25 protein-coding genes and 2 riboswitches are annotated in these 23,838 nt (G+C 69.7%); of the genes, 21 read left to right on the plus strand and 4 right to left on the minus strand.

The window, feature by feature from the left end; genetic code table 11:
- The first annotated feature begins 38 nt into the window (after nucleotides 1-38).
- Together ACWD3H_RS35175 and ACWD3H_RS35180 are read left to right on the plus strand one after the other, a co-directional pair.
- Complete coding sequence (locus ACWD3H_RS35175) at nucleotides 39-668, plus strand: helix-turn-helix domain-containing protein (protein WP_451958119.1); 630 nt, start codon at nucleotides 39-41, stop codon at nucleotides 666-668.
- A 191-nt stretch (nucleotides 669-859) separates the two neighbouring features.
- Nucleotides 860-1,249: an alpha/beta fold hydrolase gene (locus ACWD3H_RS35180; protein ID WP_451958067.1), complete on the plus strand. Its 390-nt coding sequence runs from the start codon at nucleotides 860-862 to the stop codon at nucleotides 1,247-1,249.
- Here the strand turns inward: ACWD3H_RS35180 and ACWD3H_RS35185 are convergent.
- Nucleotides 1,209-1,940 carry an FAD-binding oxidoreductase gene (locus tag ACWD3H_RS35185; protein ID WP_451958068.1) on the minus strand — a complete coding sequence of 244 codons (732 nt, stop codon included), beginning with the start codon at nucleotides 1,938-1,940 and terminating at the stop codon, nucleotides 1,209-1,211. The two genes, ACWD3H_RS35180 and ACWD3H_RS35185, sit on opposite strands and share 41 nt — an antisense overlap.
- Nucleotides 1,941-2,210: 270 nt before the next feature.
- Here ACWD3H_RS35185 and ACWD3H_RS35190 point away from each other — a divergent pair, with 270 nt between their 5' ends.
- A complete protein-coding gene (locus ACWD3H_RS35190) occupies nucleotides 2,211-2,399 on the plus strand; it encodes a hypothetical protein (protein ID WP_451958069.1) in 189 nt (62 codons plus the stop codon).
- Between the two features lie 576 nt (nucleotides 2,400-2,975).
- A complete protein-coding gene (locus ACWD3H_RS35195; RefSeq protein ID WP_451958070.1) occupies nucleotides 2,976-6,317 on the plus strand; it encodes a family 16 glycoside hydrolase in 3,342 nt (1,113 codons plus the stop codon).
- A gap of 475 nt (nucleotides 6,318-6,792) precedes the next feature.
- Here ACWD3H_RS35195 and lysA read toward each other — a convergent pair whose 3' ends face one another.
- Nucleotides 6,793-8,130, minus strand: a complete 1,338-nt coding sequence (lysA, locus tag ACWD3H_RS35200) for a diaminopimelate decarboxylase (RefSeq protein ID WP_451958071.1) — start codon at nucleotides 8,128-8,130, stop codon at nucleotides 6,793-6,795.
- Nucleotides 8,130-8,390 (minus strand): SAV_915 family protein, encoded by a 261-nt coding sequence (locus ACWD3H_RS35205; RefSeq protein WP_451958072.1) that lies wholly within the window; start codon nucleotides 8,388-8,390, stop codon nucleotides 8,130-8,132. Before ACWD3H_RS35205 ends, lysA begins: the two co-directional genes overlap by 1 nt.
- A 373-nt stretch (nucleotides 8,391-8,763) precedes the next feature.
- Here ACWD3H_RS35205 and ACWD3H_RS35210 point away from each other — a divergent pair, with 373 nt between their 5' ends.
- The 3 genes from ACWD3H_RS35210 to ACWD3H_RS35220 are packed head-to-tail and all read left to right on the plus strand — an operon-like array spanning nucleotide 8,764 to nucleotide 10,059.
- Nucleotides 8,764-8,913: a hypothetical protein gene (locus ACWD3H_RS35210; protein WP_451958073.1), complete on the plus strand. Its 150-nt coding sequence runs from the start codon at nucleotides 8,764-8,766 to the stop codon at nucleotides 8,911-8,913.
- Nucleotides 8,855-9,541 (plus strand): IS701 family transposase, encoded by a 687-nt coding sequence (locus tag ACWD3H_RS35215; RefSeq protein WP_451958074.1) that lies wholly within the window; start codon nucleotides 8,855-8,857, stop codon nucleotides 9,539-9,541. The genes ACWD3H_RS35210 and ACWD3H_RS35215 overlap by 59 nt, the downstream gene beginning before the upstream one ends.
- Nucleotides 9,481-10,059, plus strand: a complete 579-nt coding sequence (locus ACWD3H_RS35220; RefSeq protein WP_451958075.1) for a hypothetical protein — start codon at nucleotides 9,481-9,483, stop codon at nucleotides 10,057-10,059. The genes ACWD3H_RS35215 and ACWD3H_RS35220 overlap by 61 nt, the downstream gene beginning before the upstream one ends.
- Nucleotides 10,060-10,097: 38 nt before the next feature.
- Here ACWD3H_RS35220 and ACWD3H_RS35225 read toward each other — a convergent pair whose 3' ends face one another.
- On the minus strand, nucleotides 10,098-10,556 hold the full coding sequence (locus tag ACWD3H_RS35225; protein ID WP_350928315.1) for a GbsR/MarR family transcriptional regulator: 459 nt from the start codon (nucleotides 10,554-10,556) through the stop codon (nucleotides 10,098-10,100).
- Nucleotides 10,557-10,662: 106 nt separating this feature from the next.
- Between ACWD3H_RS35225 and ACWD3H_RS35230 the strand changes: the two genes are divergently transcribed.
- The 14 genes from ACWD3H_RS35230 to ACWD3H_RS35295 all read left to right on the plus strand — a co-directional run bounded on the left by ACWD3H_RS35230 (nucleotide 10,663) and on the right by ACWD3H_RS35295 (nucleotide 23,791).
- Nucleotides 10,663-11,526: an ATP-binding cassette domain-containing protein gene (locus tag ACWD3H_RS35230; protein WP_451958120.1), complete on the plus strand. Its 864-nt coding sequence runs from the start codon at nucleotides 10,663-10,665 to the stop codon at nucleotides 11,524-11,526.
- A complete protein-coding gene (locus ACWD3H_RS35235; protein ID WP_451958076.1) occupies nucleotides 11,526-13,100 on the plus strand; it encodes an ABC transporter permease in 1,575 nt (524 codons plus the stop codon). The genes ACWD3H_RS35230 and ACWD3H_RS35235 overlap by 1 nt, the downstream gene beginning before the upstream one ends.
- Nucleotides 13,101-13,613: 513 nt before the next feature.
- The gene (locus tag ACWD3H_RS35240) at nucleotides 13,614-13,808 is read left to right on the plus strand and encodes a hypothetical protein (RefSeq protein WP_451958077.1); all 195 of its coding nucleotides are present in this window, start codon (nucleotides 13,614-13,616) and stop codon (nucleotides 13,806-13,808) included.
- Nucleotides 13,792-13,989 (plus strand): NUDIX hydrolase, encoded by a 198-nt coding sequence (locus ACWD3H_RS35245; protein ID WP_451958078.1) that lies wholly within the window; start codon nucleotides 13,792-13,794, stop codon nucleotides 13,987-13,989. Before ACWD3H_RS35240 ends, ACWD3H_RS35245 begins: the two co-directional genes overlap by 17 nt.
- Nucleotides 13,990-14,097: 108 nt before the next feature.
- Nucleotides 14,098-14,454 (plus strand): hypothetical protein, encoded by a 357-nt coding sequence (locus ACWD3H_RS35250; protein WP_451958079.1) that lies wholly within the window; start codon nucleotides 14,098-14,100, stop codon nucleotides 14,452-14,454.
- 182 nt (nucleotides 14,455-14,636) lie between these two features.
- A riboswitch (cobalamin riboswitch) is annotated at nucleotides 14,637-14,835 on the plus strand.
- A gap of 168 nt (nucleotides 14,836-15,003) precedes the next feature.
- Nucleotides 15,004-16,200 (plus strand): ABC transporter substrate-binding protein, encoded by a 1,197-nt coding sequence (locus tag ACWD3H_RS35255; protein ID WP_451958080.1) that lies wholly within the window; start codon nucleotides 15,004-15,006, stop codon nucleotides 16,198-16,200.
- Nucleotides 16,197-17,276, plus strand: a complete 1,080-nt coding sequence (locus ACWD3H_RS35260) for an iron chelate uptake ABC transporter family permease subunit (RefSeq protein WP_451958081.1) — start codon at nucleotides 16,197-16,199, stop codon at nucleotides 17,274-17,276. Before ACWD3H_RS35255 ends, ACWD3H_RS35260 begins: the two co-directional genes overlap by 4 nt.
- 2 nt (nucleotides 17,277-17,278) lie before the next feature.
- Nucleotides 17,279-19,069, plus strand: coding sequence for an ATP-binding cassette domain-containing protein (locus tag ACWD3H_RS35265; protein WP_451958082.1), 1,791 nt, complete (start codon nucleotides 17,279-17,281; stop codon nucleotides 19,067-19,069).
- The gene (locus ACWD3H_RS35270) at nucleotides 19,069-19,617 is read left to right on the plus strand and encodes a DUF7676 family protein (protein WP_451958083.1); all 549 of its coding nucleotides are present in this window, start codon (nucleotides 19,069-19,071) and stop codon (nucleotides 19,615-19,617) included. The genes ACWD3H_RS35265 and ACWD3H_RS35270 overlap by 1 nt, the downstream gene beginning before the upstream one ends.
- Complete coding sequence (locus tag ACWD3H_RS35275) at nucleotides 19,614-20,024, plus strand: hypothetical protein (RefSeq protein ID WP_451958084.1); 411 nt, start codon at nucleotides 19,614-19,616, stop codon at nucleotides 20,022-20,024. The genes ACWD3H_RS35270 and ACWD3H_RS35275 overlap by 4 nt, the downstream gene beginning before the upstream one ends.
- Before the next feature lie 67 nt (nucleotides 20,025-20,091).
- Nucleotides 20,092-20,289, plus strand: a riboswitch (cobalamin riboswitch).
- A gap of 160 nt (nucleotides 20,290-20,449) precedes the next feature.
- Entirely contained in the window at nucleotides 20,450-21,454 is a 1,005-nt protein-coding gene (locus ACWD3H_RS35280) for an ABC transporter substrate-binding protein (protein ID WP_451958085.1), read from the plus strand.
- The gene (locus tag ACWD3H_RS35285; RefSeq protein ID WP_451958086.1) at nucleotides 21,451-22,527 is read left to right on the plus strand and encodes a FecCD family ABC transporter permease; all 1,077 of its coding nucleotides are present in this window, start codon (nucleotides 21,451-21,453) and stop codon (nucleotides 22,525-22,527) included. The genes ACWD3H_RS35280 and ACWD3H_RS35285 overlap by 4 nt, the downstream gene beginning before the upstream one ends.
- Nucleotides 22,524-23,318: an ABC transporter ATP-binding protein gene (locus ACWD3H_RS35290; protein ID WP_451958087.1), complete on the plus strand. Its 795-nt coding sequence runs from the start codon at nucleotides 22,524-22,526 to the stop codon at nucleotides 23,316-23,318. The genes ACWD3H_RS35285 and ACWD3H_RS35290 overlap by 4 nt, the downstream gene beginning before the upstream one ends.
- A complete protein-coding gene (locus ACWD3H_RS35295; RefSeq protein WP_451958088.1) occupies nucleotides 23,315-23,791 on the plus strand; it encodes a hypothetical protein in 477 nt (158 codons plus the stop codon). Before ACWD3H_RS35290 ends, ACWD3H_RS35295 begins: the two co-directional genes overlap by 4 nt.
- The last annotated feature ends 47 nt before the right edge of the window (nucleotides 23,792-23,838 follow it).

Below are 23,838 nucleotides of genomic sequence, written 5' to 3' on the forward strand. Positions count from 1 at the left end.
CTCGTATGGGGTTGTCACGCCACTTGTCGGCGGCCCGGATGCAGCCGTGCACGACCAGGGACTTCTCCGACCAGCGGCCATGGCGGGCGATCGCCGAGACCGGCGCCCCGTTCTTAGCTGCGGCGGTGGCCCCACCGGAGCGCGGCGATCTCCTGGACCGTCTGGATCCTGCCCGCCGCACTCGGGCAGGTCGCCGGCCCCCTCTAAGGGTGGTGGGGCGGCAGCCCGCTGGAGCCGTTCCACTACATCCCCAACGCCTTCGCCGCAGCACCCATGGACGCCAGACCGATCCTGGCCCTGCTCGCCATTACGGCGGTCCTGCGACGAACAAGACCTCGCCGCGCAACTGGACGCGCTCGCCGAGCTCGGCGTCAGCGCTCGACCCGATCGGCAAGCTGCTGTTCACCGCTTTGGCGATGGTCGCGGAGTTCGAGGCGGACCTGATCCGGATGCGGACTCGTGAGGGAATGAAGATCGCCAAGGTCAAGGGGCGGCTGCGCGGTAAGAAGCCGAAACTGAACGCGCGGCAGGCGGCGCACCTGGTGGCGCTGCACAAAGCGGGCGAGCACACCAGCGCCGAGCTGGCCGAGTTGTTCGGGGTGGCCCGCTCGACGGTGTACCGGGCGGTCGAGCGAGCGGCGGGAGGACAGGGGGCAGCCAAGAGCTGACCGGGACGGTGCCGGCTGACCGCCCCGGTCATCACTCACTCGGATCAACACTCGGGATCTACCAGGGTTCCGTCCCGTGGCTGCCACAAAGTCGTTCGGCATCAGCTCTGCTGGGCAAGGTGCGATGATTCCGGCCGCTGCGTCGTATCAGTCTCAGAGACCTACACGCGACGAAGGGAAAGAGCGGCACGATGGCCAACTACATCGATGTGAACGGCGTGCACACGTGGTATGACGAGCGCGGTGCGGGAGACCCGCTGGTGCTCCTGCATGGGGGCCTGACCGACAGCCGGGACTTCACCGGTAATCTCGACGCGCTGGCCGAGCGGTTCCGGCTGCTGCTCCCCGAGCGCCGGGGCCACGGCCGCACGCCTGACGTGCCGGGACCGTTCTCCATGGAGGCGTTCGCGGACGACACCGCGGCGTTCATCGAGAAGACGGTCGGCGGTCCCGTGCGGCTGGCCGGATACAGCGCCGGGGCGATCGTGGCGCTGTGGACCGCCGTGCGCCGTCCCGACCTGGTTGACCGGCTCGTCCTGATCAGGGGTTCAGGGCGCCCGCCGGGTCGCACAGGCCTTTGACCTCGCGCATCACGTCGTAGAGCTCGTCGCCGTACTGGCGGCGGACGAAGGGGGCCATGACGCGGCCGGTGCCGTGCTCGGCTTTCAGCGTGCCGCCGCGGCGAAGGACGGCCTCGACCAGGTCCTCGGTGAAGTCGGCGTAGCGCTGCAGGTCGGTGCCGGAGCGCTCGTTGAGCATGAAGTGCAGGTTGCCGTCCTTGGCGTGGCCGAAGATGACGCTGCGCTCATAGCGGTGCTTGGCGAACAGTCCGGTCAGCTCATCGCACAGGTCGGCCAGGGTGGGCACGGGAACGGCGACGTCCTCCAGCAGGGCGGTGGTGCCGCTGGGCCGGGCTTCGGCGACGGCGGCGTACAGGCCTTTACGGATGTGCCACAGCGCTGCCCGGCTGCCGGTCTCCCGGCTCAGCCGTGCCGGAGCCGACAGGTGCAGGTCGGCGAACGCCTGCTCGACGGCGCACTCGCGCTCGGCCAGCAGTTCGGCGTCGGATTCCTGCCATTCGACCAGGAGCGTGGCGTGGTCGGCGACGGTGAGCGTACGCAGGGCGTCGTCGGCCTTGGGGTCGGTCTGGGCGACGTGCAGGGATCCGGAGTCCAGCAGCTCGACGGCGGCCGGCTTGGCGACGACCAGGCCGGGCATGGCGGCCATCGCCTCCCGCAAGCTCGGGAAGACGAGCAGGCCGGTGGCGGCCAAGGGGTGCGCGGGACCGTGCGGAAGACCGCCTCGGCGACGAAGCCGAGCGTGCCTTCGCTGCCGATGATCAGGTGGGCGAGGATCTGCGCGGGCGAGGAGTGGTCGAGAGAGCTGTTGAGGCCGTAGCCCATGGTGTTCTTCAGCGAGAACTGGGCGTGGATGCGGCGCACCGAGTCGGAGTTGCCGCGCACACGGTCGCGCAGGCGAGTCAGACCTTGCGCGAGGTCGGGTTCGAGGGCGCGCAAGCGGTCGTCGGCGTCGGGGGCGCCGGTGTCGAGGACTGTGCCGCTGGGCAGCACGATCGTCATCGACTCCAGGGTCCGGTCCTGGTTGACTCCCGCGATCGCGCTCGCGCGCTGGTGGCGGTCCTGGTCACAAGCGGTCCCGCCCGCTGAACTGCAGCAACTGCTCGACGCGGTCGGTGCAGGTCATGGCCTGCGCCTCTATCTCCCACCTTGATCCAACGAACTACCGTAGTGCTCCGTTCCTCAGCGGAGGTTGCGAACGCGCTGCAGGGAAACCGAGATTGTCGGCCCGCCTTCCTGATGCCAGGACCGAGGTGGATCTGTACTTCCGGTGAGGAACGTCGCAGTAGCCACACCTCAATGCATCATGTTCCACCCCATTGGGGCACTTCAGGCAGGGTCCAAGCGCTGCGAAAACCCATCAAGTCGCCCTCTCAGAGATCAGGTGTCCACCAAACCGGGTCAACTCCAGTCCCTCCAGAAGAGCCGCACCCAATTCGGCCGCCGACACGGCAGGCCGTTGGCAGATCCCCGGTCGCCCTGCACTCGTTGCGAGCGGTGCTGTGGCGCCACACCCTTTTGCCGTGACGAGTCACGACTTTCGTCGGCCTAGGGCAAAAGAGTATGGGCAAGTTGCAGATCTTGCTTTATATTACGGCGCATAGCAGCGTTATTTCCTCCGTGTTACAGCGAATGAGACCCGGCATCCGCCGTTCGATCGGCCATATCGGCGGTGCCGTAACCCCCACGCCGCGCTGAACGCGGCGCCCTCACCGAGATGGGACTGGTCATGCGGAAATTACCCCTGTTATCCGTCTTACTGCTCACCGCACTCTCATGGCTCGTCGTACCCGCTCAAGCGCGCGCGGCGGTGCCGCCGCAGGAGCCGGGCGTCACCCTGCGCACCTACGACGTCCAAGTCGAACTGTCCAAGCTCTGCACGCTCAAGCCCGGTCAGACACCCAACGTGGACAAGCTGATGCCCACGATCGACTGGACCTCCGACGCCGACTTCGGCCTGGCCGACATGTTCGTCACCGAGGTCATCGGCAACATCTCCATCGCCGCCGCAGGCACGTACGAGTTCCGGCTCACCAGCGACGACGGCTCCCGGCTGCGCATCGACGACACCGTCGTGATCACCAACGACGGGCGGCACGGGCCGATCGCCGTGGACGGCACGATCACCCTGACCACCGGCTACCACGCGTTGCGCGTCGACCACTTCGAGCACCTGTACGGCCAGCGGCTCAAGCTGGAGTGGAAACCACCCGGATCCTCGGCGTTCACCCTCGTGCCGAACTCGGTGCTGAGCACGGACGCGGACGTGGTGCGGGTCACCGCCCCCGGGCGCAAGGAGTGCGAGAGCGGTGCCGACTCTCCGGGCGACGGGCTGCCGCTGGAGTCGGTACACCCTGACTTCACGCTCACCGACCTGCGACCGAACGGTTTCCAGCCGCAGGTGACCGCGATGGACTGGCTGCCCGACGGCCGGTTGGCGGTCGCCACGTGGGGTGGCTCGGAAACCAAGCTCGGCGAGGTCTACCTGCTCGACAACGTCACAGGCAAGACCTCACCCGCGCAGGTGACCACCAAGAAGATCGCCGACGGGCTTCAGGAGCCCATGGGCATCAAGTACGTGGACGGCAAGCTCTACGTGTCGGAGAAGTCCCGGCTGGTGGAGCTGAACGACACCAACGGCGACGAGGTCGCCGACAACCTCAGGACCGTGGCGAGCTGGCCGTTCGGCGGCAATTTCCACGAGTTCGCGTTCGGGCTGCTCTACCGTGGCGGCCACTTCTACATCAACCTCTCCGTCGCCATCAACTACGGCGGCGCCACCACCGACCCGCAGCCGGCGCGGAACAGGGGCACGACCATCAAGGTCAACAAGGCCACCGGCGAGGTCGAGTACATCGCTGGCGGTCTGCGCACGCCCAACGGGCTCGGCTGGGGGCCGGAGGATGACCTGTTCGTCATGGACAACCAGGGCGGCTGGCTGCCCGCCTCGAAACTGGTGCACATCAAGAAGGACCGGTTCTTCAACCACTACACCAACCCTGACGGCCCGTTCGATGACAACCTGGTGAGCGCGCCCGTGCTCTGGCTGCCGCACAACGAGATCGCCAATTCCCCCAGCACGCCGCTGGTCATGAGGGGGGGCAGGTTCGCGGGGCAGATGTTGTTCGGCGACGTCACCTACGGCGGGATCCAGCGCGGCTACCTCGAGAAGGTCAACGGCGAGTACCAAGGCGCGGTCTTCCGCTTCACTCAGGGCCTCGAGGCAGGGGTCAACCGGATCAGCCTGGGGCCCGACGGCGCCATCTACGCCGGAGGTCTCGGCGCCGGCGGAAACTGGGGCCAGCCGGGCAAGCTCACCTACGGACTGCAGAAGCTGACCCCCGACGACGACAAGGCTTTCGACATCCTGAAGATGCGCGCGATCGAGGGCGGCTTCGAGCTGGAGTACACCCAGCCGCTGTCGGCCGAGACCGCCACGTCGCTGGCGGCCAAGTATCAGGCCACCCAGTGGCGGTACGCCGCGGCCTCCACCTACGGTGGCCCCAAGGTGGACGAGGAGCCGCTGACCGTCACCTCCGCGAAGCCGACCTCCGGCGGGAAGAAGGTCACGCTCAAGATCGCGGGTCTCAAGCCGGGGCGCGTGGTGCACCTGCGGTCGCCGCGTCCGTTCAGCTCGGCATCGGGGCAGCCGCTGTGGAGCACCGAGGCCTGGTACACGCTTAACTCGATGATCGACGGCCCGACGGCGGATACCATGTACGAGGCGGAGAGCGCCTCACACAGCGGCGGCGCGAAGCTGAACACCGACCATCTGAGCTACTCGGGAAGCGGCTTCGTCGACGGCTACTGGGCCGCGGGAGCGGCCACTCAGTTCGCCGTACGCGCAGCCGAGGCTGGCACGTACCACGTGGGCCTGCGCTACTCCAACGGCCCGCACCCCGCACCCGGCACCAAATCTCTGAGCGTGTACGTCAACGGGACCAAGGTCAGGCAGGTGCCGCTGCCCACTACGGAAACGTGGGACCTGTGGGCCACCCGGGTCGAACCGCTCGCGTTGAAGGCAGGCGCCAACATCATCGCCTACAAGTACGACAGCGGCGACACGGGCAACGTCAACCTGGACTCCATCACCGTGGCCGCGCGACCGGTACTCGAGGCGGAGAACGCCTTGCTGCGCGGTGGTGCGAAGGTGAGCACGAACCATCAGGGCTACACCGGCAGGGGCTTCGTCGACGGCTACACGGCCGCGGGCGCGAGCACGTCGTTCACCGTGCGGACGGACTCACCCGGCATGCACAACGTCGGGCTCCGCTACGCGGCCAACGCCGGCACGTCGGTGAGCGTGTACGTCAACGGCGACAAGGTCAGGCAGGTGCGGCTGGCCGGCACCGGCGGCTGGGACGCCTGGGCCGTCCAGACGGAGGCGCTCAACCTGAAGCGGGGTTCGAACAGGATCGCCTACAGGTACGACTCCGGCGATATGGGACAGGTCAGCCTCGACCACATCACCGTGTCGAAGGCGCAGCGGATCACGCTGTTCGACGGGTCCAGTCTGGCGGCGTGGGAGAAACGGGCCGGCGGGTCGGCGACCTGGCCGATCGCGAACGGCTCCATGGAGTCCTACGGCGGCGACATCCGTACCCGGCAGACGTTCGGCGACTTCAAGCTCCACGTCGAGTGGTACGAGCCGGACTACCCGCCGGACGTGACCGGGCAGCAGCGCGGCAACAGCGGCGTCTACCTCCAGGAACGCTATGAGGTTCAGGTCCTCGAGTCATACGGTGACACCACACCGGCCGCCAACGAGGCGGGCGCGATCTACTCCAAGCGCGCGCCCGACCGCAACATGGCCACCGCCCCAGGAACGTGGCAGACCTACGAGATCACCTTCCGCGCGGCCCGCTACACCAGCGCGGGAGTGAAGGTCGACAACGCGCGGGTCACGGTCGTCTGGAACGGCGTGGTGGTGCACAACGACGTGGCCATCGACGGCGGCACAGGCGACAACATCCCGGAGAGCGCGGCGTCGGGCGGGATCCGCCTCCAGGACCACGGCGACCCTGGCGAGAATCCCCGCTTCCGCAACGTGTGGATCGAACCCGTCTCCTGACCTCATCCGCCCGGCAGGCCGTCCCGCCCTCTGCGCGTGGCCGGCCTGCCGGGCCACGAGCGCGCCGCGATGCCATCGTCCTGGACGATCGGCAGATCGGGCAGCGGATACGCTTGCCGACGGCGCGCCCCACCGCCTTGCCCGCCCCCGACGATGCCGCTGTCGACCAAGCCATGAACCAGGCCCTGAACGCCGAGTTCTGCATCTGAAAACAGACCGCCATGCCCGCGCTGACCCGCGCGCCGCTCCTGGCTGCCGCGACCCCAACGCAGTCACCGGCGGGACCATCGAGTTCAGGCCGAATCCGCCGCGCGATGCCCCTGAGCGGGTCAGGGGAGCAGTTCGATCGCCAGGGTGAGTGCGGCGACGATGACGATCAGGGCGAGGAGCACGAGGCCCTCCGGGCGGAACTTCAGGGGTTTCATCATGCTCCTTCCGATGAGGGTGAGCAGGAAGGGAGGGCCGCCGGAGTGCGTCACAGTCCCACCTCACGCCGGAGAAGGTCTTCCGGTTCCTCACGGCGGACCACGAGGCGGGCCTGTCCATCCGCCACGGCGACGACGGGTGGCCGGCCGATGAGGTTGTAGGTGGAGGCCATGGAATGGTGGTAGGCGCCGATGGCGGCCACCACCAGCAGATCACCCGGGCGGACGTCCGCGGGAAGCGGCACATCATCGGCGACGACGTCACCGGACTCGTTGTGGTGGCCGACCACGGTGACCTCGCGCATGGCCTCGCGCGAGCGGCGGCCTATCATCCGGACGGTGTAGCGAGCCCCATACAGCGTGGGGCGGAGGTTGTCACTCATCCCGCCGTCGACCGCGACGAAGATCCGGCTGCCGCCACGCTTGACAGCGATCACCCGGTACAAGGTCAGCCCGGAGGACCCGCTGATGGCTCGGCCCGGCTCTACGGTCAGCCGGGGCACCGCGAGGCCGAGCCCGGCGCACCGCTCCGCGACTGCCGTGGTGACAGACCGGACATAGTGGTGCAGGTCGAGTTCGTGCTCCCGCTCACGATAGGCAATCGCCTGGCCACCCCCGAGGCCGAGCTCGGGCAGGACCACGCCGTGCGTGTCGCGGATGTGGGCGAGCTGCCGCACCATGATCCGAGCCGCTTGCTCATACGGCTCCGCCGTACTGATCTGGGAGCCCAGATGGCAGTGCAGTCCCACCAGGTTCAGGCCGGGCTGCTCCAGGACCCGCGTCACCGCGGCGCCCGCCTCACCGGCGACGATCGACAGGCCGAACTTCTGGTCCTCGCCGTCGGCGCGGATCGCGGAGTGCGCCCCGGCTTCGACGTCGGGGATGACACGGACCAGCACCTTCTGCCGCCGGCCCACGGGGACCAGCGCGGCTATCCGCGGGATCTCGGTGAGGTTGCCCACCACAAGGCGGCCAATCCCGTACTCCACCGCGTCGTGGAGTTCCCGGGGGGTCTTGGCGTTGCCGTGGAAGATGATCCGCTCGGCGGGAAAACCGACGGAGCGGGCGATGGCCAGCTCGCCGGCCGAGCAGACGCCGAGGCTGAGCCCTTCCTCCCGAATCCAGGTGGCCATCGCCCTGCACAGGAACGCCTTGGCCGCGTAGGCGATGGTTGCGCCGGGAAAGGCGGTGACATAGTCACGGCAGCGCTGCCGCACGTCCGCCTCGTCGACGACGTAGGCCGGGGTGCCGTAGCGGCGGGCGATCTCCGTAAGCGACGCGTCGCCGGTCGTGGCGTCGCCGGTGTCCGGGAAAAGGGTCGTCGCCGACCAGGGGCCGCGCGACCTGTCGGTGCTCTGGTTCGCGAGGTCCTGTTCGAGGGTGCACATCACGCGGCTCCGGTGACGGAGGGGATCATCGTCCCGGCAGGGTCGATGACGATGCCGATGACGTCCAGGTCCCGGATCATGCCGCGCAGGGCGGGCTCGCTGAGCCGCATCCACTGCTGCTCGGTACCGAGCACATCGGCCAGACACAATGAAGAGGAGAAGGCCACTGCGGTCTTCCTGCCCGCGGCCGTGCGGAACAGCCGCAGCGAGACGCTGAACCGGCCCTGCCAGATCGGGACGAATAGCGGCACTTCTGACATTTGCTTCCTCCTGGGAGAACTCGTGCAAAAGCGACGCTATGGCTGGGGTAAGCCGGACAAGCGCGACCGATACGGGATCTGGACGCCGGTCGGCGAAACCCTGACACGTGATTGACGCCTACGCCGGGCGAGACCCTGTCCCGGGGCGGTTATCGGCCTGCTCCGGTTCGCTGCGGCTCGGTCGAACAGGCGCGGCGGGGAAAGGCTGATCATCGTCAGGGGTGGATCCCGCCTAGTCGGTGGTTTGTTGATGTTGGGCTGATGTCGCAGTAAGCCGGTGGATAGGGGTGGTCGTGATGGCGACCGCGCGACGTCCGTGTCCGCCGGCGCCGGGTCCGTTGGAGGAGTACGCGGCCCGGTTCGATGATCTGTGGTGCTCGCTCGCGCAGCGCCGGGGTTTCGCGAATATCTGGCCGGGCTGCTGCTACCGCGGGACCGCAACAAGACGCTGACGGCCCTGGCCGGTGCGGAGCCGGTGGCCGGGGCCCAGAACGCGGCGGTGCAGCGGATGCAGTTCTTCTGAGTCGGAGTCGCCGTGGGACCACGAGAAGGTCAACGCCCGGCGTCTTGAGCTGCTGCGGGCCGATCCGGTGACCGCGCCGCATGCGGGCGGGGTGCTGGTGGTCGATGACACCGGGGACCGCAAGGACGGCACCGCCCATCAGTACCTGGGCTCGGTCGGGAAGATCGAGAACGGGATCGTGGCGGTGACCACGCTCTGGGCCGACGAGCGGGTCTACTATCCGCTGCACGTGGTGCCCTACACCCCCGCGGGTCGGCTGCCTGGTGGCCGTAGCGATCCGGCGTTTCACACCAAGCCGCAGTTCGCGGCCGCTCTCGCGGGCCGAGCTCAGGCCGCCGCCGTGCCGTTTCGGGCGCTGGTGGCCGACTGCGCCTACGGCGACAATGCGGCCTTCACCGCTGAACTATGGGCCGCTGGGCTGCCGTTCGTGCTCGCGCTCAAGCCGCATAAGGGCTCCTGGGCCCCGGCCGATGAGGCGCACACGCCGATCGACGCCGCCCGCGAGCTTGCCTGGGGAGGTCCCCCTGGACCAAGGTCGTACGGCGGTTTCGCGACGGCCACACCACCGTGTGGTGGGCCGCCGACGCGGTGCTGGGCGGCTACGGCCCGCACCAGGCGGTCCGGCTGATCGTCGCGACCACCGACCCGGTGACGCTGCCGGCCAAGGCCACCTGGTACCTGGCCACCAACCTGCCCCGCCCCGGCGGTCCGCGTGCTGCCCTCTCGTCTTTCCTGGCCGCCGACCTGGCCGAGATCGTGCGCCTCTACGGTCTGCGCACCTGGATCGAACAGGGCTACAAGCAGGTCAAGGACGAACTCGGCTGGGCCGACTTCCAGATCCGCTCCGATGCCGCGATCCGCCGCCACTGGGCCCTGGTGATGTGCGCGTTCACCTTCTGCTGGCATGCCTGGCCCGCCGATCCGGTCCCGCCACCACATCTCCCGTTCACCCCGGCCGACGCCGACGGCGGAGAGAGGGGGCCCATCGCTACGGCCGTCCGTGCCACTGTGCCGGCCCAGGGCCGCCCGCTACGTCCGCGGTTGGCTGACCCCCTGCGCGCTGCTGCAACGCTGGTGGCGCAGCTGGTCAACCAGGCCTCGCCCGCTGAACTACAAGCCCTGGTCACAGCCGTCACCACAGGATGACCCCTCAACCTCTACGCCCTGCCTTAACAAACCACCGACTAGTGCGTCTCGCGCCACTTGTCATGCAGCAGGGGGATCTCCCGGTGCATGAACAGGTAGAAGTCGCGGAGCTCGGTCATGGTCTGCCCGGCGTGGGTCTGCGGTCCGCCGAGCGCCTCGATGCCCTCGTCGACCATGTCGGCGAGGGTCTTGTAGAGGCCGACCTTGGTCAGCGCGACCTCCCACCAACTGTCGTGGACCAGCCGGTAGACGTCGCGCCGGGATCCGGGCACCGGGTCTCGGGCGACCATTCCCAGCTGGACGAGGTAGCGGACCGCGCCGGAGATGGCGGCCGGGCTGACGTCGAGGCGTTCGGCCAGGTCGGGGGCGCTCAGCGTGTCCTCTTCCGCGACCGACAACGTCACCAGGACCCGGCCCGCCATCGGCGGGAAGCCCCAGTCGGCCAGCATCCGGCTGAGCCGCTCGACGAACTGACGCACCGCTTCCTCGTCCCTCATCCTGCTCCTCTCACCCCGTGTCAAGGATCCGTAGTTTAGTGTCTTCATATCTTTCACGAACTCGTGAAGGCTATGTACATTCTAAAGCGTGAGCAACGTCATCTCCATGTCCGGCGTGACCAAACGGTTCGGCCGGACGACCGCACTGGACGGCCTCGACCTTGAGGTCAGGGCCGGTGAGGTGCATGGCTACCTGGGCCCGAACGGCGCAGGCAAGTCCACCACCATCCGCGTCCTTCTCGGGCTGCTGCGCGCCGACGCGGGCAGCTCTTCCATGCTCGGTGGCGACCCGTGGAAGGACGCCGTCGAGCTGCACCGCCGCCTGGCCTATGTGCCCGGCGACGTCACCCTCTGGCCGGGGCTGTCCGGCGGCGAGGTCATCGACCTGCTCGGCCGGCTGCGCGGCGGCCTGGACCCCCGGCGCAGGGCCGAGCTGATCGAGCGCTTCGAGCTGGACCCGCGCAAGAAAGGCCGCGCCTATTCCAAGGGCAACCGGCAGAAGGTCGCCTTGGTGGCCGCGCTGGCCTCCGACGTCGAGCTGTTCCTGCTGGATGAGCCGACCTCCGGGCTCGACCCGCTCATGGAGGCGGTCTTCACCCAGTGCGTCGGCGAACTACGCGCGCAGGGCCGTACGATCCTGCTGTCCAGCCACATCCTGGCCGAGGTCGAGAAGTTGTGCGACCGGGTGAGCATCATCCGCGACGGCCGCATAGTCGAGACCGGCACCCTCTCCGAGCTGCGCCACCTGACCAGGACCACCATCACCGCGGAGCTGGCCGGGTCGCCCAACGGCCTGCACGGCGTGCACGACCTTCGTATCGACGGCAACCGGGTGACCTTCCAGGTGACGACCGGCGAGCTCGACGCGGCGTTGCGCCAGCTGACCAGCGTGGGCGTGCGCACGCTGATCAGCCAGCCGCCGACGCTGGAAGAGCTGTTCATGCGCCACTACGCCCGGGTGGACAGCTGATGACGGGCACGCGAGCGCTGGTCCGGCTGATTCTGCGCCGCGACCGCGTGATCCTGCCGATCTGGGTGCTCCTGCTGGCGATCATGCCCGTCACCCAGATCTCCGCCATCGGCGGACTCTATTCCACCGACGCCGAGCTGCAGGCCTTCGCCGCCTCCATGCGTGCCACTCCGGCCTTCTTCGCCCTGTACGGCCCGCTGCTGGACTGGCACGTGGCGGCGCTGGGCGTGTGGCGCGCCGGATTCGTTCCGGTGATCCTCGGCCTGGCCAGCCTGCTCACGGTGATCCGGCACACCCGGGCAGAAGAGGAGAGCGGACGCCGCGAGCTGCTGGGCTCCACCGTGCTCGGCCGCCACGCCCCGCTGGCCGCCGCCCTCATCGTCGTCGCGTCGGCCAACGTGATCGCCGGCCTGATCGTGGCCGGCTCCCTCGCCGGGACGTATCCGGTAGCCGGCGCACTGGCGGCCGGGCTCGACTACGCCCTGGTCGGCATCGCCTTCGCCGCGATCGGCGCGGTGGCCGCCCAGCTCACCGAGAGCGCCTCCGGAGCTCGGGTGATCGGCATCGCCGCTCTCGGGCTGGCGTTTCTGCTGCGGATGGCCGGTGACACCACCGACGCCTCCTGGCTGTCGTGGTTGTCGCCCATCGCCTGGGGGCAAAAACTGCGCCCCTTCGCCGACGAGGAATGGTGGCCGCTGGCTCTGTTCGCCGCCTTCATCGCCGTGACCTGCTACGCCGCCTACGCGCTAGCTGCCCGGCGCGACGTCGCAGCCGGCCTGCTACCGCCCAGGCTGGGTCCCGCGCAGGCCGCGCCCGGCCTGGCTGGCCCGCTCGCGCTGGCCTGGCGCCTGCACCGCGGGCTGCTGCTGGCCTGGTGCGCGGGCTTCGCCGTCTTCGGCGCGGTGATCGGCAGCGCCGCCGACGCCGCCTCCTCCGCATTGCGGCAAAACGCCCAGATCATGGAGATGCTCAACCGGCTCGGCGGCGGAACCGACCCGGCCGACCTGTTCATCGCCGTGCTGATCGGCATCTTCGGCATCGCCGTGTCCGGCTACGCCATCCAGGCCGCGCTGCGGCTGCGCACCGAGGAGAGCCTCGCCCGCGCCGAGCCGCTGCTGGCCACCGCGGTCAGCCGCGTCGGCTGGGCGGCCGGCCACACGCTGTTCGCCGTGCTCGGCCCGGCGGTGGTCCTCGCCGTGACCGGCCTGGCCGTCGGTCTGTCGTACGGTGCGGCCTCAGGAGACATAGCCGCCCACCTGCCTGCCACGCTGGGCGCGGCTCTCGCTCAGCTCCCCGCGGTATGGACCTTCTCCGGCCTGGCCCTCGCCCTGTTCGGCCTGCTGCCCCGCCTGGCCGCCGCGGCATGGGCGGTCCTGGCGCTGTTCCTGCTCTTCGGCCAGGTGGGCGCGCTACTGGAGCTGCCCCAGGTGCTGCTGGACCTGTCACCCTTCAGCCACCTGCCCACACTGCCGGGCGGCGAGGTCTCAGCGACCCCGCTGGTGGCCATGACCGCGATCGCCGCGGCGCTGACCATCGCCGGCCTGTACGGCTTCCGCCGCCGCGACGTCGGCTAAGCGTGTTCTTTAACCTCGGGCCTCGAACGGTTTTCGGGGGGTGCGGGTGGCCTCGGTGACTGAGACACCGTCGTCGACCAGGCGGCGCAGCGTCGCCGGTTCGGCGGACCCCCGCAAGACCTTCACTGGCGCTGAACCCGCCGCGGTCGACGCTCAGCTGGGTGGGTTCTTCCACCTGGACGTCGCCGCCCGCCGCCGGGCGATGGCCGCCAACGGGGCCCGCTCGGGCGCTGCAGTTGGGCACGGTGCGTTTCCTGGGCACCTTCCTACTGGACCCCCAAGTTCCGCCACCAGCACCTGGCCGGCCTTGGGCACCACATACGGCTCGGCGAAACTGCTGCCCGCGTCACCGCCGAGGCTGCCCCCGCCACCCGCTGACCTCATTCACAGAAACCCGCTCCGGTGGAAGATGATCTCCATCAGCGCGGAGCTCAGTAAGAAATTTCTGACCGTCTTCCCTGGTCAGATAGTTTCGTCGGCGCCCGAGTAAAGGTCGATAGTGGAGGGCCAGAGGTGGACGACGTTCTCGCCGCTGACGAAGCCGGCAACCTTCTGACCGCGTTTCATCCGGTTACGGAGGAAGTTCGCTTCGATGACGGACCCCTGCCGCTGGCGCTGACGGCGGTGTGGAATGACGAGCGGCTGCTGCTGGTCTCACCGCCTGCGCCGGTGCTGGGAACTGCCCGGCGGCATGATCGACCCAGGTGAGACACCACGCCAGGCGGCCCTGCAGACCGGCCTGGAGGTCGCTGACCTCGTGTTTGCCGGACACGCGCGTTTCGTGCTCGGCCCCGAGAGGCGCGTCGAGTACGCGGCCCTCTACACCGCGCTCACCACCGCGCACCCTGGCTTCACCCCCGACGAGGAGATCAGCGCGATCTGCTGGTAGGACGGCGTTCAGCCCCTCGTCGGCCGCGTCGAGCTGCTGGACGCCTATCTGGGAAAGCTGGCCAGGGTCAGGTAGCTCTGGATAGACCATCAGTGAAGCGCAGGACTGATGTCAGCGGAAACTCAGGTCTGTGACAGTGAAGTCGGGCAAGCGCAGAACATCGTGGCCAGCGCCTCGTACCGGCCCAACGCGCCCTCCACAGGCTCGCGGTGGTGCGGTCCATGGTCGCGGGTGGCGGCGATCGAGTGGCTGGATCCGCTGTGGCCCGCCGGTCACTGGGTCTCCGAGCAGATCCGGGCGGCGGGCGGTGAGCCGCTGCTGGCCGAAGCGGGCGAACGCACCACAGCCATCGACTGGGAGAGGTTGCGAGCCTCCCACCCCGAGGTGGTCCTGCTGATGCCCTGCGGCTTTCCTCCCGAGCGGACGCGAGCGGAGTGGCCTCTGCTGACCCGCCTTCCGGGCTGAGCCGACCTGCCGGCGGTCCGCGCGGGCCAGGTGTGGGTGCTGGACGGTCCGGCGTACTTCAACAGGCCCGGACCTCGCGTGGTGCGAGGGGTGGAGGTCCTCACCCAGGTGCTCCACGGTGTGCGCGCCGGTGCTCCCGTCGAATGTGGGGAGGCGCGCCGGGTCTGACGGGTGGTACGCACTTTGTCGTTGATGGGTGGTGTGCGAGCATGGTCGGCGTAGGCGAGCGCGGAACGAGGAAGCCGGTGTGAATCCGGCGCGGTCCCGCCACTGTGATCGGCGAGCGAATCCCGACGAAGCCACTGCCCGGATAACGGGTGGGAAGGCCGGGAGGAGCGTTGACCCGAGAGCCAGGAGACTCACGCGGTCGCCTCCTCAGAGAAATTGGGGCGGATCTCCCCAAGAGAGGAACGGTGATCGCCATGCCTGGACCTCGGCCTGTCGGCCCTGGGCATGCTCGGCGTGCTGGACTCTCCTGGTGACCCGGCCTCCCACCCGTCGCGGAGGCCGTCGAGGAACGGCGTCCGCGGCCCGCCTTCAGGAGCACGCATGGGCATCCCCCGCTCGATCACCGCGGCACTGCTCGCATCCTTACTCGCCGTCGCCGCCTGCGGCGCCCCGGACGCGGCCACGCCCGCGGCCCCGGCGGCCGAGGGCCGCTGCGTCACCGGTTTCGACCCGGGCCGGGACTACTTCCCGGTCAAGCAGAAGGTGGAGCACGCGACGAACTTCACGCTGACCTACGCCAAGAACCATCAGGTCCTCACTGTCAAGCAGCCCGCCCCCGGTGCCAAACCGGAGACCTACGTGCTGGTGCGGTGCGGTACTCCGGCTCCCGCGCTCACCGGCGAGCTGGCCGCGGCGGTCACCGTCGAGACCCCGATCGAGCGGCTGTTCTCCGCTTCGACCACCCACCTGCCGTTCATCACCGACCTGGGCGTGCTGGAGCGGCTCACCGGTGTTTCGTCGGCCGGGTACATCACCTCCCCTCAGGTACTGGCCCAGGTGAAGGCCGGGAAGATCACCGAGTACGCCAAGGGTCAGGAAGTCGACACCGAGAAGGTGATCGCCGCCAAGCCGGACGTGCTGATGAGCGGCGGCACCGAGGACAAGGCCTACGGCCCGTTGCGCCAGGCCGGGATCAAGGTGGTGGCCAACGCAGAATGGCTGGAGTCCACCGCGCTGGGCCGCGCCGAGTGGATCAAGGTGATGGCCGCGCTGACCGGTACCGAGGCCAAGGCCGGTGAGGTGTTCGGCAAGGTCGAGACCGACTACACCGCCCTGGCCGCCAAGGCCAAGGCCTCCGCGCCGGTCACCGTGCTGCCGGGCCAGATGTATGAGGGGCAGTGGTCGGTGCCCAACGGCGGCAGCTACGTCGCGGGGCTGATCAAGGACGCGGGCGGCACCTATCCGTGGGCGGACACGCCGGGCCCCGGCAGCACCACCATGGACCTGGAGGCTGTGCTGTCCAAGGCCAAGGACGCCAAGGTGTGGCTGGCCACCGTGAACGAGTGGAAGAGCCTGGCCGATGTGGAGAAGGCCGACCCGCGCTATGCCAAGTTCGGCGCGTTCGAGTCCGGGAGCCTCTGGTCGGCGAACAGGACGCTCGGGCCGGGGGGCGGCAACGACTTCTACGAGCGCGGCGTCGGCCACCCGGACCTGATCCTGGCCGACCTGGTCGCGATCTTGCGCCCCGACCTCGCGCCAGGGCACGCCTTCACCTTCTACCAGCAGCTGACCAGGTGACGGCTCTGGCCCTCGCGGGTGTTCCGGCGGCGGCCCAGCGCCGCCGGAGCGTCGTCCTGGCCGCCATCGGGATCACGGTGCCGCTGACGTTCGCGCTGGCGGTCCTGCTCGGCTCGACCTCGATCCCGCTGAACCAGGCGCTGCTCGCTCTGGTGCGTGACACCGGCGCGGACCCGGGGGTTCAGGAGATCATCTGGACGGTACGGCTGCCGCGCGCCATCACCGCGGCCCTGGCCGGAGCGGCCCTGTCGGTCTCGGGAGTACAGCTGCAGACCCTGTTTCGCAACCCGCTGGCCGAGCCGTACATCCTGGGGGTGAGCTCGGGTGCGAGCCTGGGCGTGGCTCTGGTGATCATCGGGTGGGGCGGCGCGGCCGGCGCGTTCACCGCGGGCATCGCGGGCCTGGGCCGGGCGGGCGTGGTGGTGGCCGCCTCAGCCGGTGCGGCCACGGTGCTGGGGCTGGTGATGGTGCTGTCGCGGCGGGTCAGGTCGGTGGTGACGTTGCTGATCATCGGCGTGATGGTGGGGTCGGCCGCCGTCTCGGTGATCACCTTGCTGCTGGTCTACACCGACCCGCAGCGGGCCCAGCAGTTCATCATGTGGGGTCTGGGCAGCTTCGCCGGCACCACCTGGGGGGACCTCGGGGTGTTCGTGCCGGTCTGTGTGGCCGCGCTGGCGGGTGCGCTGGCCGGGGTCAAAGCGCTCAACGCGCTGCTGCTGGGCGAGAACTACGCGCGCACGATGGGCGTGCGGGTACGGGTGGTGCGCACGCTCACCCTGCTGACCTCCTCGGTGCTGGCCGGGGCGGTGACCGCCTACTGCGGGCCGATCGCCTTCCTCGGCCTGGCGGTGCCGCACGTGGCCCGGCTGCTGCTGGGCACCGCCGACCATCGGGTGCTCATGCCCGCGGTCGTCCTGCTGGGCGCCGCCGTGGCACTGGCGTGCTGTGTGGCCACCCAGGCGCCGGGCAGCGGGGTCGTGCTGCCGCTGAACGCCGTGACCACCATCTTGGGCGCGCCGGTGGTGATCGCCGTACTGCTGCGCAGCCGCGCGGCCCGAACCGGACTGGCGGTGTGAGCATGAGCCTGGAACTGCGCGGACTGCACGCCGGATACCCCGCCAGGCGGGGACAGCGGGAGCGTCGCGTGCTCGACGATCTGGACGCCGAGGCCCTGGCGGGCGAGCTGACCGTGCTGATCGGCCCGAACGGCACCGGCAAGTCCACGCTGCTGCGCACCATGGCCGGGCTCCAGCCCGCGCTGGGCGGCCAGGTACGCGTCGACGGCGTCGGCATCGAGACCCTGCCCGCCGCCCACCTGGCCAGGAGCCTGGCCGTCGTGCTCACCGAACGCGATCTGCCGCCGCTGCTGAGCGCCCGCGAACTGGTCGGGCTGGGCCGTCACCCGCATACCGGATTCACCGGACGGCTGTCGCCCGGTGACCACGAGATCGTCACGTGGGGGTTGACCGCTGTGAACGCGGGCCATCTGGCCGACCGGGCGGTGAGCGAGCTGTCCGACGGCGAGCGCCAGCGGGTGCTCGTCGCCCGCGCCCTGGCCCAGGAACCGGCGGCGATCCTGTTGGACGAGCCGACCGCCTTCCTCGATGTCACCTCCCGGGTGGCGCTCATGGGCCTGCTGCGCCGTCTGGCCCGTGAGAAGAACCTGGTCATCGTGGTCTCCACCCATGATCTGGAGCTGGCGCTGCGGGTCGCCGACCGGATGTGGCTGATCGACCCGGCGGGCCGTCTGCACACCGGAACCCCGGAGGAGCTGACGCTGCGGGAGGTGATCGGCGCCTCCTTCGACGGGGCTGAACTGACCTTCGACGCGGCTTCCGGCATGTTCGTGCCGCAGAGCGGGACCGGCGCCACCGTCCGTATCCTCGCCGAGGGCCTGCACGCTCCGCTGCTGGAGCGGGCGCTGGCCCGAGAGGGCTGGCATACGGTCGGCGCCGGGCCTGCTGAGCTGGCGGTGGAATGGACGGGCGACGGCTACGAGGCGGCCTACGACGGCACCACCCACTGGTTCGCCGCCTTGCCCGACCTGGCCACCTGGACGCGTACGGCGCACTCCCGGCTCACCGTCGCCCAGCCCGGACTGCTTCCCGCCTCACCGCCGACGGTGTCTGCGGCGATCGCCGACGTCTCCACGATCAGCGGCTACTTCGACGTCGGGATCGGCCCGATCGAAGCGGGCTGGCGACCGCTCATCGACCTGCTGGTCGACCCCGAGCCCCTGCGGCAGCGAATCACCGATGTCGCCGAACGCCTGGGTACCGACGAGATCCGGGTGGCGGCCTCCATCTTGTTCCAGGGGCTGGCGGCCCGGCTGTGGTCACCCGTCATCGGCGCGGCGGTAGCGCACGACCTGCTCTTGGACCTGGCCCCCTTGCGAGTCCACTGGCAGGCGGCGTCCAGCGGGCCGCTGCCGCTGCGGGCCGAGCGCCTGACCGGCTGGCAGATCCTCGACCCCGCCAGGATCGCCGAACCGCTGCACCGCAACGTGGTGACCGAGTTGCTGGAGCCGCTGGCGCAGGCCGTACAGGAGATCGTGAAGATCGCCCCTGGGCTGCTGTGGGGCAACGCCGCCTCCGCCCTGGCAGGCACCGTCCGTGCCGTCGCCCGCGAACGCCCCGAGCTCACCGCGCGGGCCGTCTCACTCGGACGCGAACTGCTGACGCTGGGGGTGCTGAGGGGCGGCGGCGACCTGGTCGAGCCCGCCCCCGGCCAGCCGTTCTTCGTCCGGCGCAGTTGCTGCCTGTACTACCGGCTGCCCGGCGGCGGCAAGTGCGGCGACTGCGCCCTGAGCGACCCCGAAACCCGCCGCGAGCAGTGGGCGCTGTCCCTGCGACAGACCGAAGGAGCCTGATGAGTCACACCGTCGTCGAGGAGCTCGGGACCGGCACCCTGCACGTGTGGGCACTGCCCACCGACGAGCAGACCCTGCTGGCCCTGGTCACCGGCATCTTCGAAAAACACTGGGAGCACATCTGGTTCGGCGTGATCGTCCAAGGCGCCGCCTGGGAGGTCGCCGCGCCCAACGCACCCGAGCGGATCAGCCTGTACGACGGCTATGTCACCGTCGACTTCGGCCGCTGGCACTTCCACCTGTGCATCGGCGAGCACACCGCGAGCGGTCCCGAACTCGGGCGGATCCGCCGCTGTGCCCGCGCCGAGCTGTATCGCTCCATCGGCGCCGACGGCAGCCCCGTCTCCTGGGGCGTGCGGATGTTCAACGGCCAAGGCGACCAGCTGATGACAGTGCTGCTGCCCAACCCCTTCCTCACCGACCGCCAGCAGATCCTCGACCCGCCCGACTATGAGCGCCTGGCCGCCTGGGACGAACTGCGCGCCACCTACCTCGGCCTCGGACCCGACCCGCTGGACCGCACCGGAAAGGGGTTCAAACACACATGAGCAAGATCACCGCCTGCCGGGACTGCTGCTGCGGCAGCGCCCGGAAGGTCCCCGGTCTCGACCACGGCGAGCAGCTCCGCCGCCTGTCGGAAATCGCCGACATCCACATCAGCGACTGCCTGGACGTGTGCGAGCAGGCCAACGTCATCGTCGTCCGCCCCTCACCCGCCGGACGCGCCGCGGGCGGGCGGCCGGTATGGCTCGGCCTGGTCAACCACCCCGATGCCGCCGAGGACATCGCCGCCTGGATCCAGGCCGGCGGCCCCGGCCTCGCACCGATGCCCGACATCCTCACCCTGCACGCCTTCACCCCGCCCGGCCTGGTCAAAGCGAGGAAAGACCCGCTCGTCCGAGGGCTTTCCGTGGCGAGCCCCGCAGAAGGCGTCTCAGCGAACAGGGAACCGTGATGCCGAACCAGCGCTCTAGCGGCCAAGCGTCGTGTCCGGGCCGGTCTCGCCGGTGCCGTATCCGCTTTTTGTCGTTGATGGGTGGTGTGCGAGCATGGTCGGCGTTGGCGAGCGCGGAACGAGGAAGCCGGTGTGAATCCGGTGCGGTCCCGCCACTGTGATCGGCGAGCGAATCCCGAATCAGCCACTGCCCGTGTGCGGGTGGGAAGGCCGGGAGGAGCGTTGACCCGAGAGCCAGGAGACTCACGCGGTCGCCTCCTCACAGAAATTGGGGCGGATCTCCCCAAGAGAGGAACGGTGATCGCCATGCCGCGCATCTGGCATGAGGGCCTTCGGGATGCCCGCGTCACGAGCTTCTTTTAAAGATCCGGCTCCTTGCCCCATCCCGCTCATCGGGCTCAGCCCGTGAGTGAAAGGACCTGTTCATGACGAGCCGACGCTCGCTTTTCTTCCTCCCACTTCTCATATCCGCCTTGCTGGTGGTCGGCTGCGGAACCACCGAGCAGACCGCCGGTCCCACGGGCGCCGCGAACCCGGCGGCGAGCTCGGCCGCCGCGGGGTTCCCCCTCACCGTGACCAACTGCGGCGTGACCACTACCTTCCAGAAGCCACCGCAGCGGGCGGTGACACTCAACCAGCACGTCACCGAGATCATGCTCGCGCTCGGACTGGAGAAGTCGATGGTCGGGACCGCCTACCTCGACGACGAGATCCAGCCCGACTACCAGGCCGCCTACAACGGAATCAAGGTGCTCGCCGAGGAGTACCCCTCTTACGAGGCGTTGCTGTCGGCCGAGCCCGACTTCGTCTACGGCGGATTCAACAGCGCCTTCGCCGAGAAGGAAGGGCGCGGCCGGGACGCCCTGGCCAAGGCCGGGATCGACTCCCATGTCAACATCGAAGCATGCCCGACCGGTCCGGTGACCATGACCCAAGTCGAGGACGAGATCCGGACGATCGGCAAGATCTTCGGCGTGCCCGACCGCGCTGAGCGGCAGATCGCCGCGATGCGCGGCGTGCTGGACGGCGTCACGGCCAAGATCGACGGGGCCGACCCGATCAAGGTGTTCGTCTACGACAGCGGCGACAAGACCGCCTTCACCGCCGGCGGCGCCGGAATCGGCAACGAGATGATCAAACTGGCGGGTGGGACGAATCTGTTCGCCGACCTTCCCAAGTCCTTCGGAGACGTCTCCTTCGAGCAGGTCGCCGAGCGGGCGCCCGACGTGATCGTCATCTACGACTACGGCGACGATTCCGTGGAGGGCAAGAAGAAGTTCCTGCTCGCCAACCCGGCCCTCAAGGACGTGCCCGCGATCAGGGACCAGCGGTTCGCGGTGCTACCGCTGTCGTCCACGGTGCTGGGCGTACGGATGCCCTCTGGCGTGGAGTCACTGGCCCGCCAGATCCACCCGGACCGCTTCGCGTGACCAAGATCGCCCCGTCCAGGCCGTCGGCACCCGTGGTCGTCGGCGGCCGCGGGCGCGTGCCGTACACGCTGGTCCTGGCGGTGCTCGCCGTCGCCGTGGTGGCGGTCGCCACGGCCGGGATCGCGGTCGGTTCGGTGCTCCTGCCGTTCGGCGAGGTGTGGGCCATCGTGCTGCACCGGCTGTATGCGCCTCTGGTCGAGCCCACCTGGGCACCGGTCAGGGAGACGATCGTGATGGACGTCCGCGTCCCTCGCATTCTGCTGTGCGGCGTGGTGGGCGCGGGGTTGTCGGTGTGCGGGATGGCCCTGCAGGCGCTGGTGCGCAACCCGTTGGCCGACCCGATGCTGCTCGGGGTGTCCTCGGGCGCGACGGTCGGCGCGGTCGTCGTCATGGTGTTCAACGTCTCGCTGCTGGGGGCGTTCTCGCTGCCGCTGGCCGCTTTCGCCGGTGCCTTCGCGGCGCTGGTGCTGGTCTACTTCCTGGCCCGCACCGGCGGGCGGATGACGACGGTGCGGCTGGTGCTGTCCGGGGTCGCCACGGCCGAGGTCCTCTCGGCGGTGGCCAGCTACCTCATCGTCACCTCCAACGACCCGCACAAGGCCGATTCGGCGCTGCGCTGGATGCTGGGCGGCCTGGCCGGCACCACCTGGGACCTCGTCTGGATCCCCGCGGCGGCGGTGCTGCTCGGCACCGGCGTGCTGCTGGGTCTTGGCCGCCCGCTCAACCTGCTGCTGGCCGGGGAGGAGGCCGCCGCCGCCTTGGGGCTGAACGTGCACCGCTTTCGCGGCGCGCTGTTCGCGCTGGTCGCCCTGATGATCGGCGCGATCGTCGCGGTCAGCGGTTCCATCGGGTTCGTGGGGCTGATGCTGCCGCACGTGGTGCGCCTGCTGGTCGGCGCCGACCACCGGCGCGCGCTGCCGGCCGTCGCCCTGCTGGGCGCGGCCTTCCTCATCGCCGCCGACCTCGCCGCCCGCAGTGTGATCGCCCCCGAGGAGATCCCGATCGGCATCCTGACCGCCCTGACCGGAGGGCCTTTCTTCCTGTGGCTCATGCGGCGGAGGGCGGCCCGGTGATCCCGGCGGACAGACCCGCGGCTCTGCGCCTGGAGGGCGTCGGCGTCGTCGTCAGCGGCAAGGTCCTGGTGCGGGAGGTGTCCTTGGACGTCGCCCCGGGCGAGGTCGTCGCGCTTGTCGGCCCCAACGGCGCGGGCAAGTCCACCCTGCTGCGCACCCTCTACCGCGCACTGCGCCCCACGTCGGGACAGGTGACGTTGGACGGCGAAGACGTCTGGCGGATGACCGGCAGGCGGCTGGCCCGGCGGCTGGCCGCCGTCCTGCAGGAGGCGCCCGGCGAGTTCGAGCTGACCGTGTACGACGTGGTGGCGATGGGCCGCACCCCCTACAAGCGGGCGTTCCAGGGCGACGACGCCGACGACCGGGCCATCGTCACGGGCGCGCTGCAGGAGTTGGACGTCGCCGATCTCGCCCAGGCTCCGTTCGACCGGCTGTCCGGCGGCGAGAAGCAGCGCGTCCTCATCGCCCGCGCCCTGGCGCAACAAGCCGGGACGATGGTGCTGGACGAGCCGACCAACCATCTCGACCTGCGCCACCAACTGGACGCCCTGCGGCTGGTGCGGCGGCTCGGGGTGACCGCCGTCGTCGCGCTGCACGACCTCAACCTGGCCGCGGCGTTCTGTGACCGGATCTGCGTCATGGACACCGGCCGCCTGATCGCCGCGGGCCCGCCCGCCCAGGTGCTCACCACGGCACTGCTGGCCGAGGTCTACCGGGTCGAGGCCGAGGTCACCCTGCACCCCCGCACCGGCGTCCCGCAGATCAGCGTGCTTGCGGGAGAGCTGACATGACCCGCCTGCGGCCCGCCCGGCCCGAAGCCGTCGCCACCGCACTGGTCGACCTCGCCGACCTGGGCCCTTTCTTCACCCTCGCCGTCGGCGAGACCGACGGCGCCTGGCGGCCCGTCACAGACGCCTACACGGATGGGCTCGCCTATCTGGTGGCCGACCGGGTGACCCGGTACGGTACGCCCGAGCACCGCATCGCCGCGTCCGTCGTCCAGCTCGGCCACGCCGCCCGGCTGTGGTCTGTCGTCCTTGGCTGCGTCGTCGCGCACGATATCGTCCCCGACCTCGGAGACCTCCACCAGCAGGTGGACGGGCCCGCTCTCCGGCTGCCCGCGGCCCGCGGCTGGTACGCACCCGAGGGCGAGGAGACCCCACCGGGGCTCGACGTGAGGCCACCTACGACGATCTGGGCCGCACCATCACCACCACGCAGATCGAGCGCATCCCCGCCACCGTCGCACACACCACCGCGCTGACCTACGACACGGCGGGCAACCTCACCAAAACCGTCGCCCCAGGCAAC

This window comes from Streptosporangium sp. NPDC002607, assembly GCF_053592655.1.

What these genes read in the sequence shown, in the direction of transcription:
- lysA (WP_451958071.1), bottom strand. Translation starts at nt 8,130, where the DNA reads ATGTGCACCCTCGAACAGGACCTCGCGAACCAGAGCACCGACAGGTCG.
- ACWD3H_RS35230 (WP_451958120.1), top strand. Translation starts at nt 10,663, where the DNA reads ATGTCCGGCGTGACCAAACGGTTCGGCCGGACGACCGCACTGGACGGC.
- ACWD3H_RS35175 (WP_451958119.1), top strand. Translation starts at nt 39, where the DNA reads ATGCAGCCGTGCACGACCAGGGACTTCTCCGACCAGCGGCCATGGCGG.
- ACWD3H_RS35295 (WP_451958088.1), top strand. Translation starts at nt 23,315, where the DNA reads ATGACCCGCCTGCGGCCCGCCCGGCCCGAAGCCGTCGCCACCGCACTG.
- ACWD3H_RS35280 (WP_451958085.1), top strand. Translation starts at nt 20,450, where the DNA reads ATGACGAGCCGACGCTCGCTTTTCTTCCTCCCACTTCTCATATCCGCC.
- ACWD3H_RS35245 (WP_451958078.1), top strand. Translation starts at nt 13,792, where the DNA reads ATGATCGACCCAGGTGAGACACCACGCCAGGCGGCCCTGCAGACCGGC.
- ACWD3H_RS35255 (WP_451958080.1), top strand. Translation starts at nt 15,004, where the DNA reads ATGGGCATCCCCCGCTCGATCACCGCGGCACTGCTCGCATCCTTACTC.
- ACWD3H_RS35195 (WP_451958070.1), top strand. Translation starts at nt 2,976, where the DNA reads ATGCGGAAATTACCCCTGTTATCCGTCTTACTGCTCACCGCACTCTCA.
- ACWD3H_RS35235 (WP_451958076.1), top strand. Translation starts at nt 11,526, where the DNA reads ATGACGGGCACGCGAGCGCTGGTCCGGCTGATTCTGCGCCGCGACCGC.
- ACWD3H_RS35180 (WP_451958067.1), top strand. Translation starts at nt 860, where the DNA reads ATGGCCAACTACATCGATGTGAACGGCGTGCACACGTGGTATGACGAG.
- ACWD3H_RS35225 (WP_350928315.1), bottom strand. Translation starts at nt 10,556, where the DNA reads ATGAGGGACGAGGAAGCGGTGCGTCAGTTCGTCGAGCGGCTCAGCCGG.
- ACWD3H_RS35270 (WP_451958083.1), top strand. Translation starts at nt 19,069, where the DNA reads ATGAGTCACACCGTCGTCGAGGAGCTCGGGACCGGCACCCTGCACGTG.
- ACWD3H_RS35275 (WP_451958084.1), top strand. Translation starts at nt 19,614, where the DNA reads ATGAGCAAGATCACCGCCTGCCGGGACTGCTGCTGCGGCAGCGCCCGG.
- ACWD3H_RS35265 (WP_451958082.1), top strand. Translation starts at nt 17,279, where the DNA reads ATGAGCCTGGAACTGCGCGGACTGCACGCCGGATACCCCGCCAGGCGG.
- ACWD3H_RS35205 (WP_451958072.1), bottom strand. Translation starts at nt 8,390, where the DNA reads ATGTCAGAAGTGCCGCTATTCGTCCCGATCTGGCAGGGCCGGTTCAGC.
- ACWD3H_RS35250 (WP_451958079.1), top strand. Translation starts at nt 14,098, where the DNA reads ATGTCAGCGGAAACTCAGGTCTGTGACAGTGAAGTCGGGCAAGCGCAG.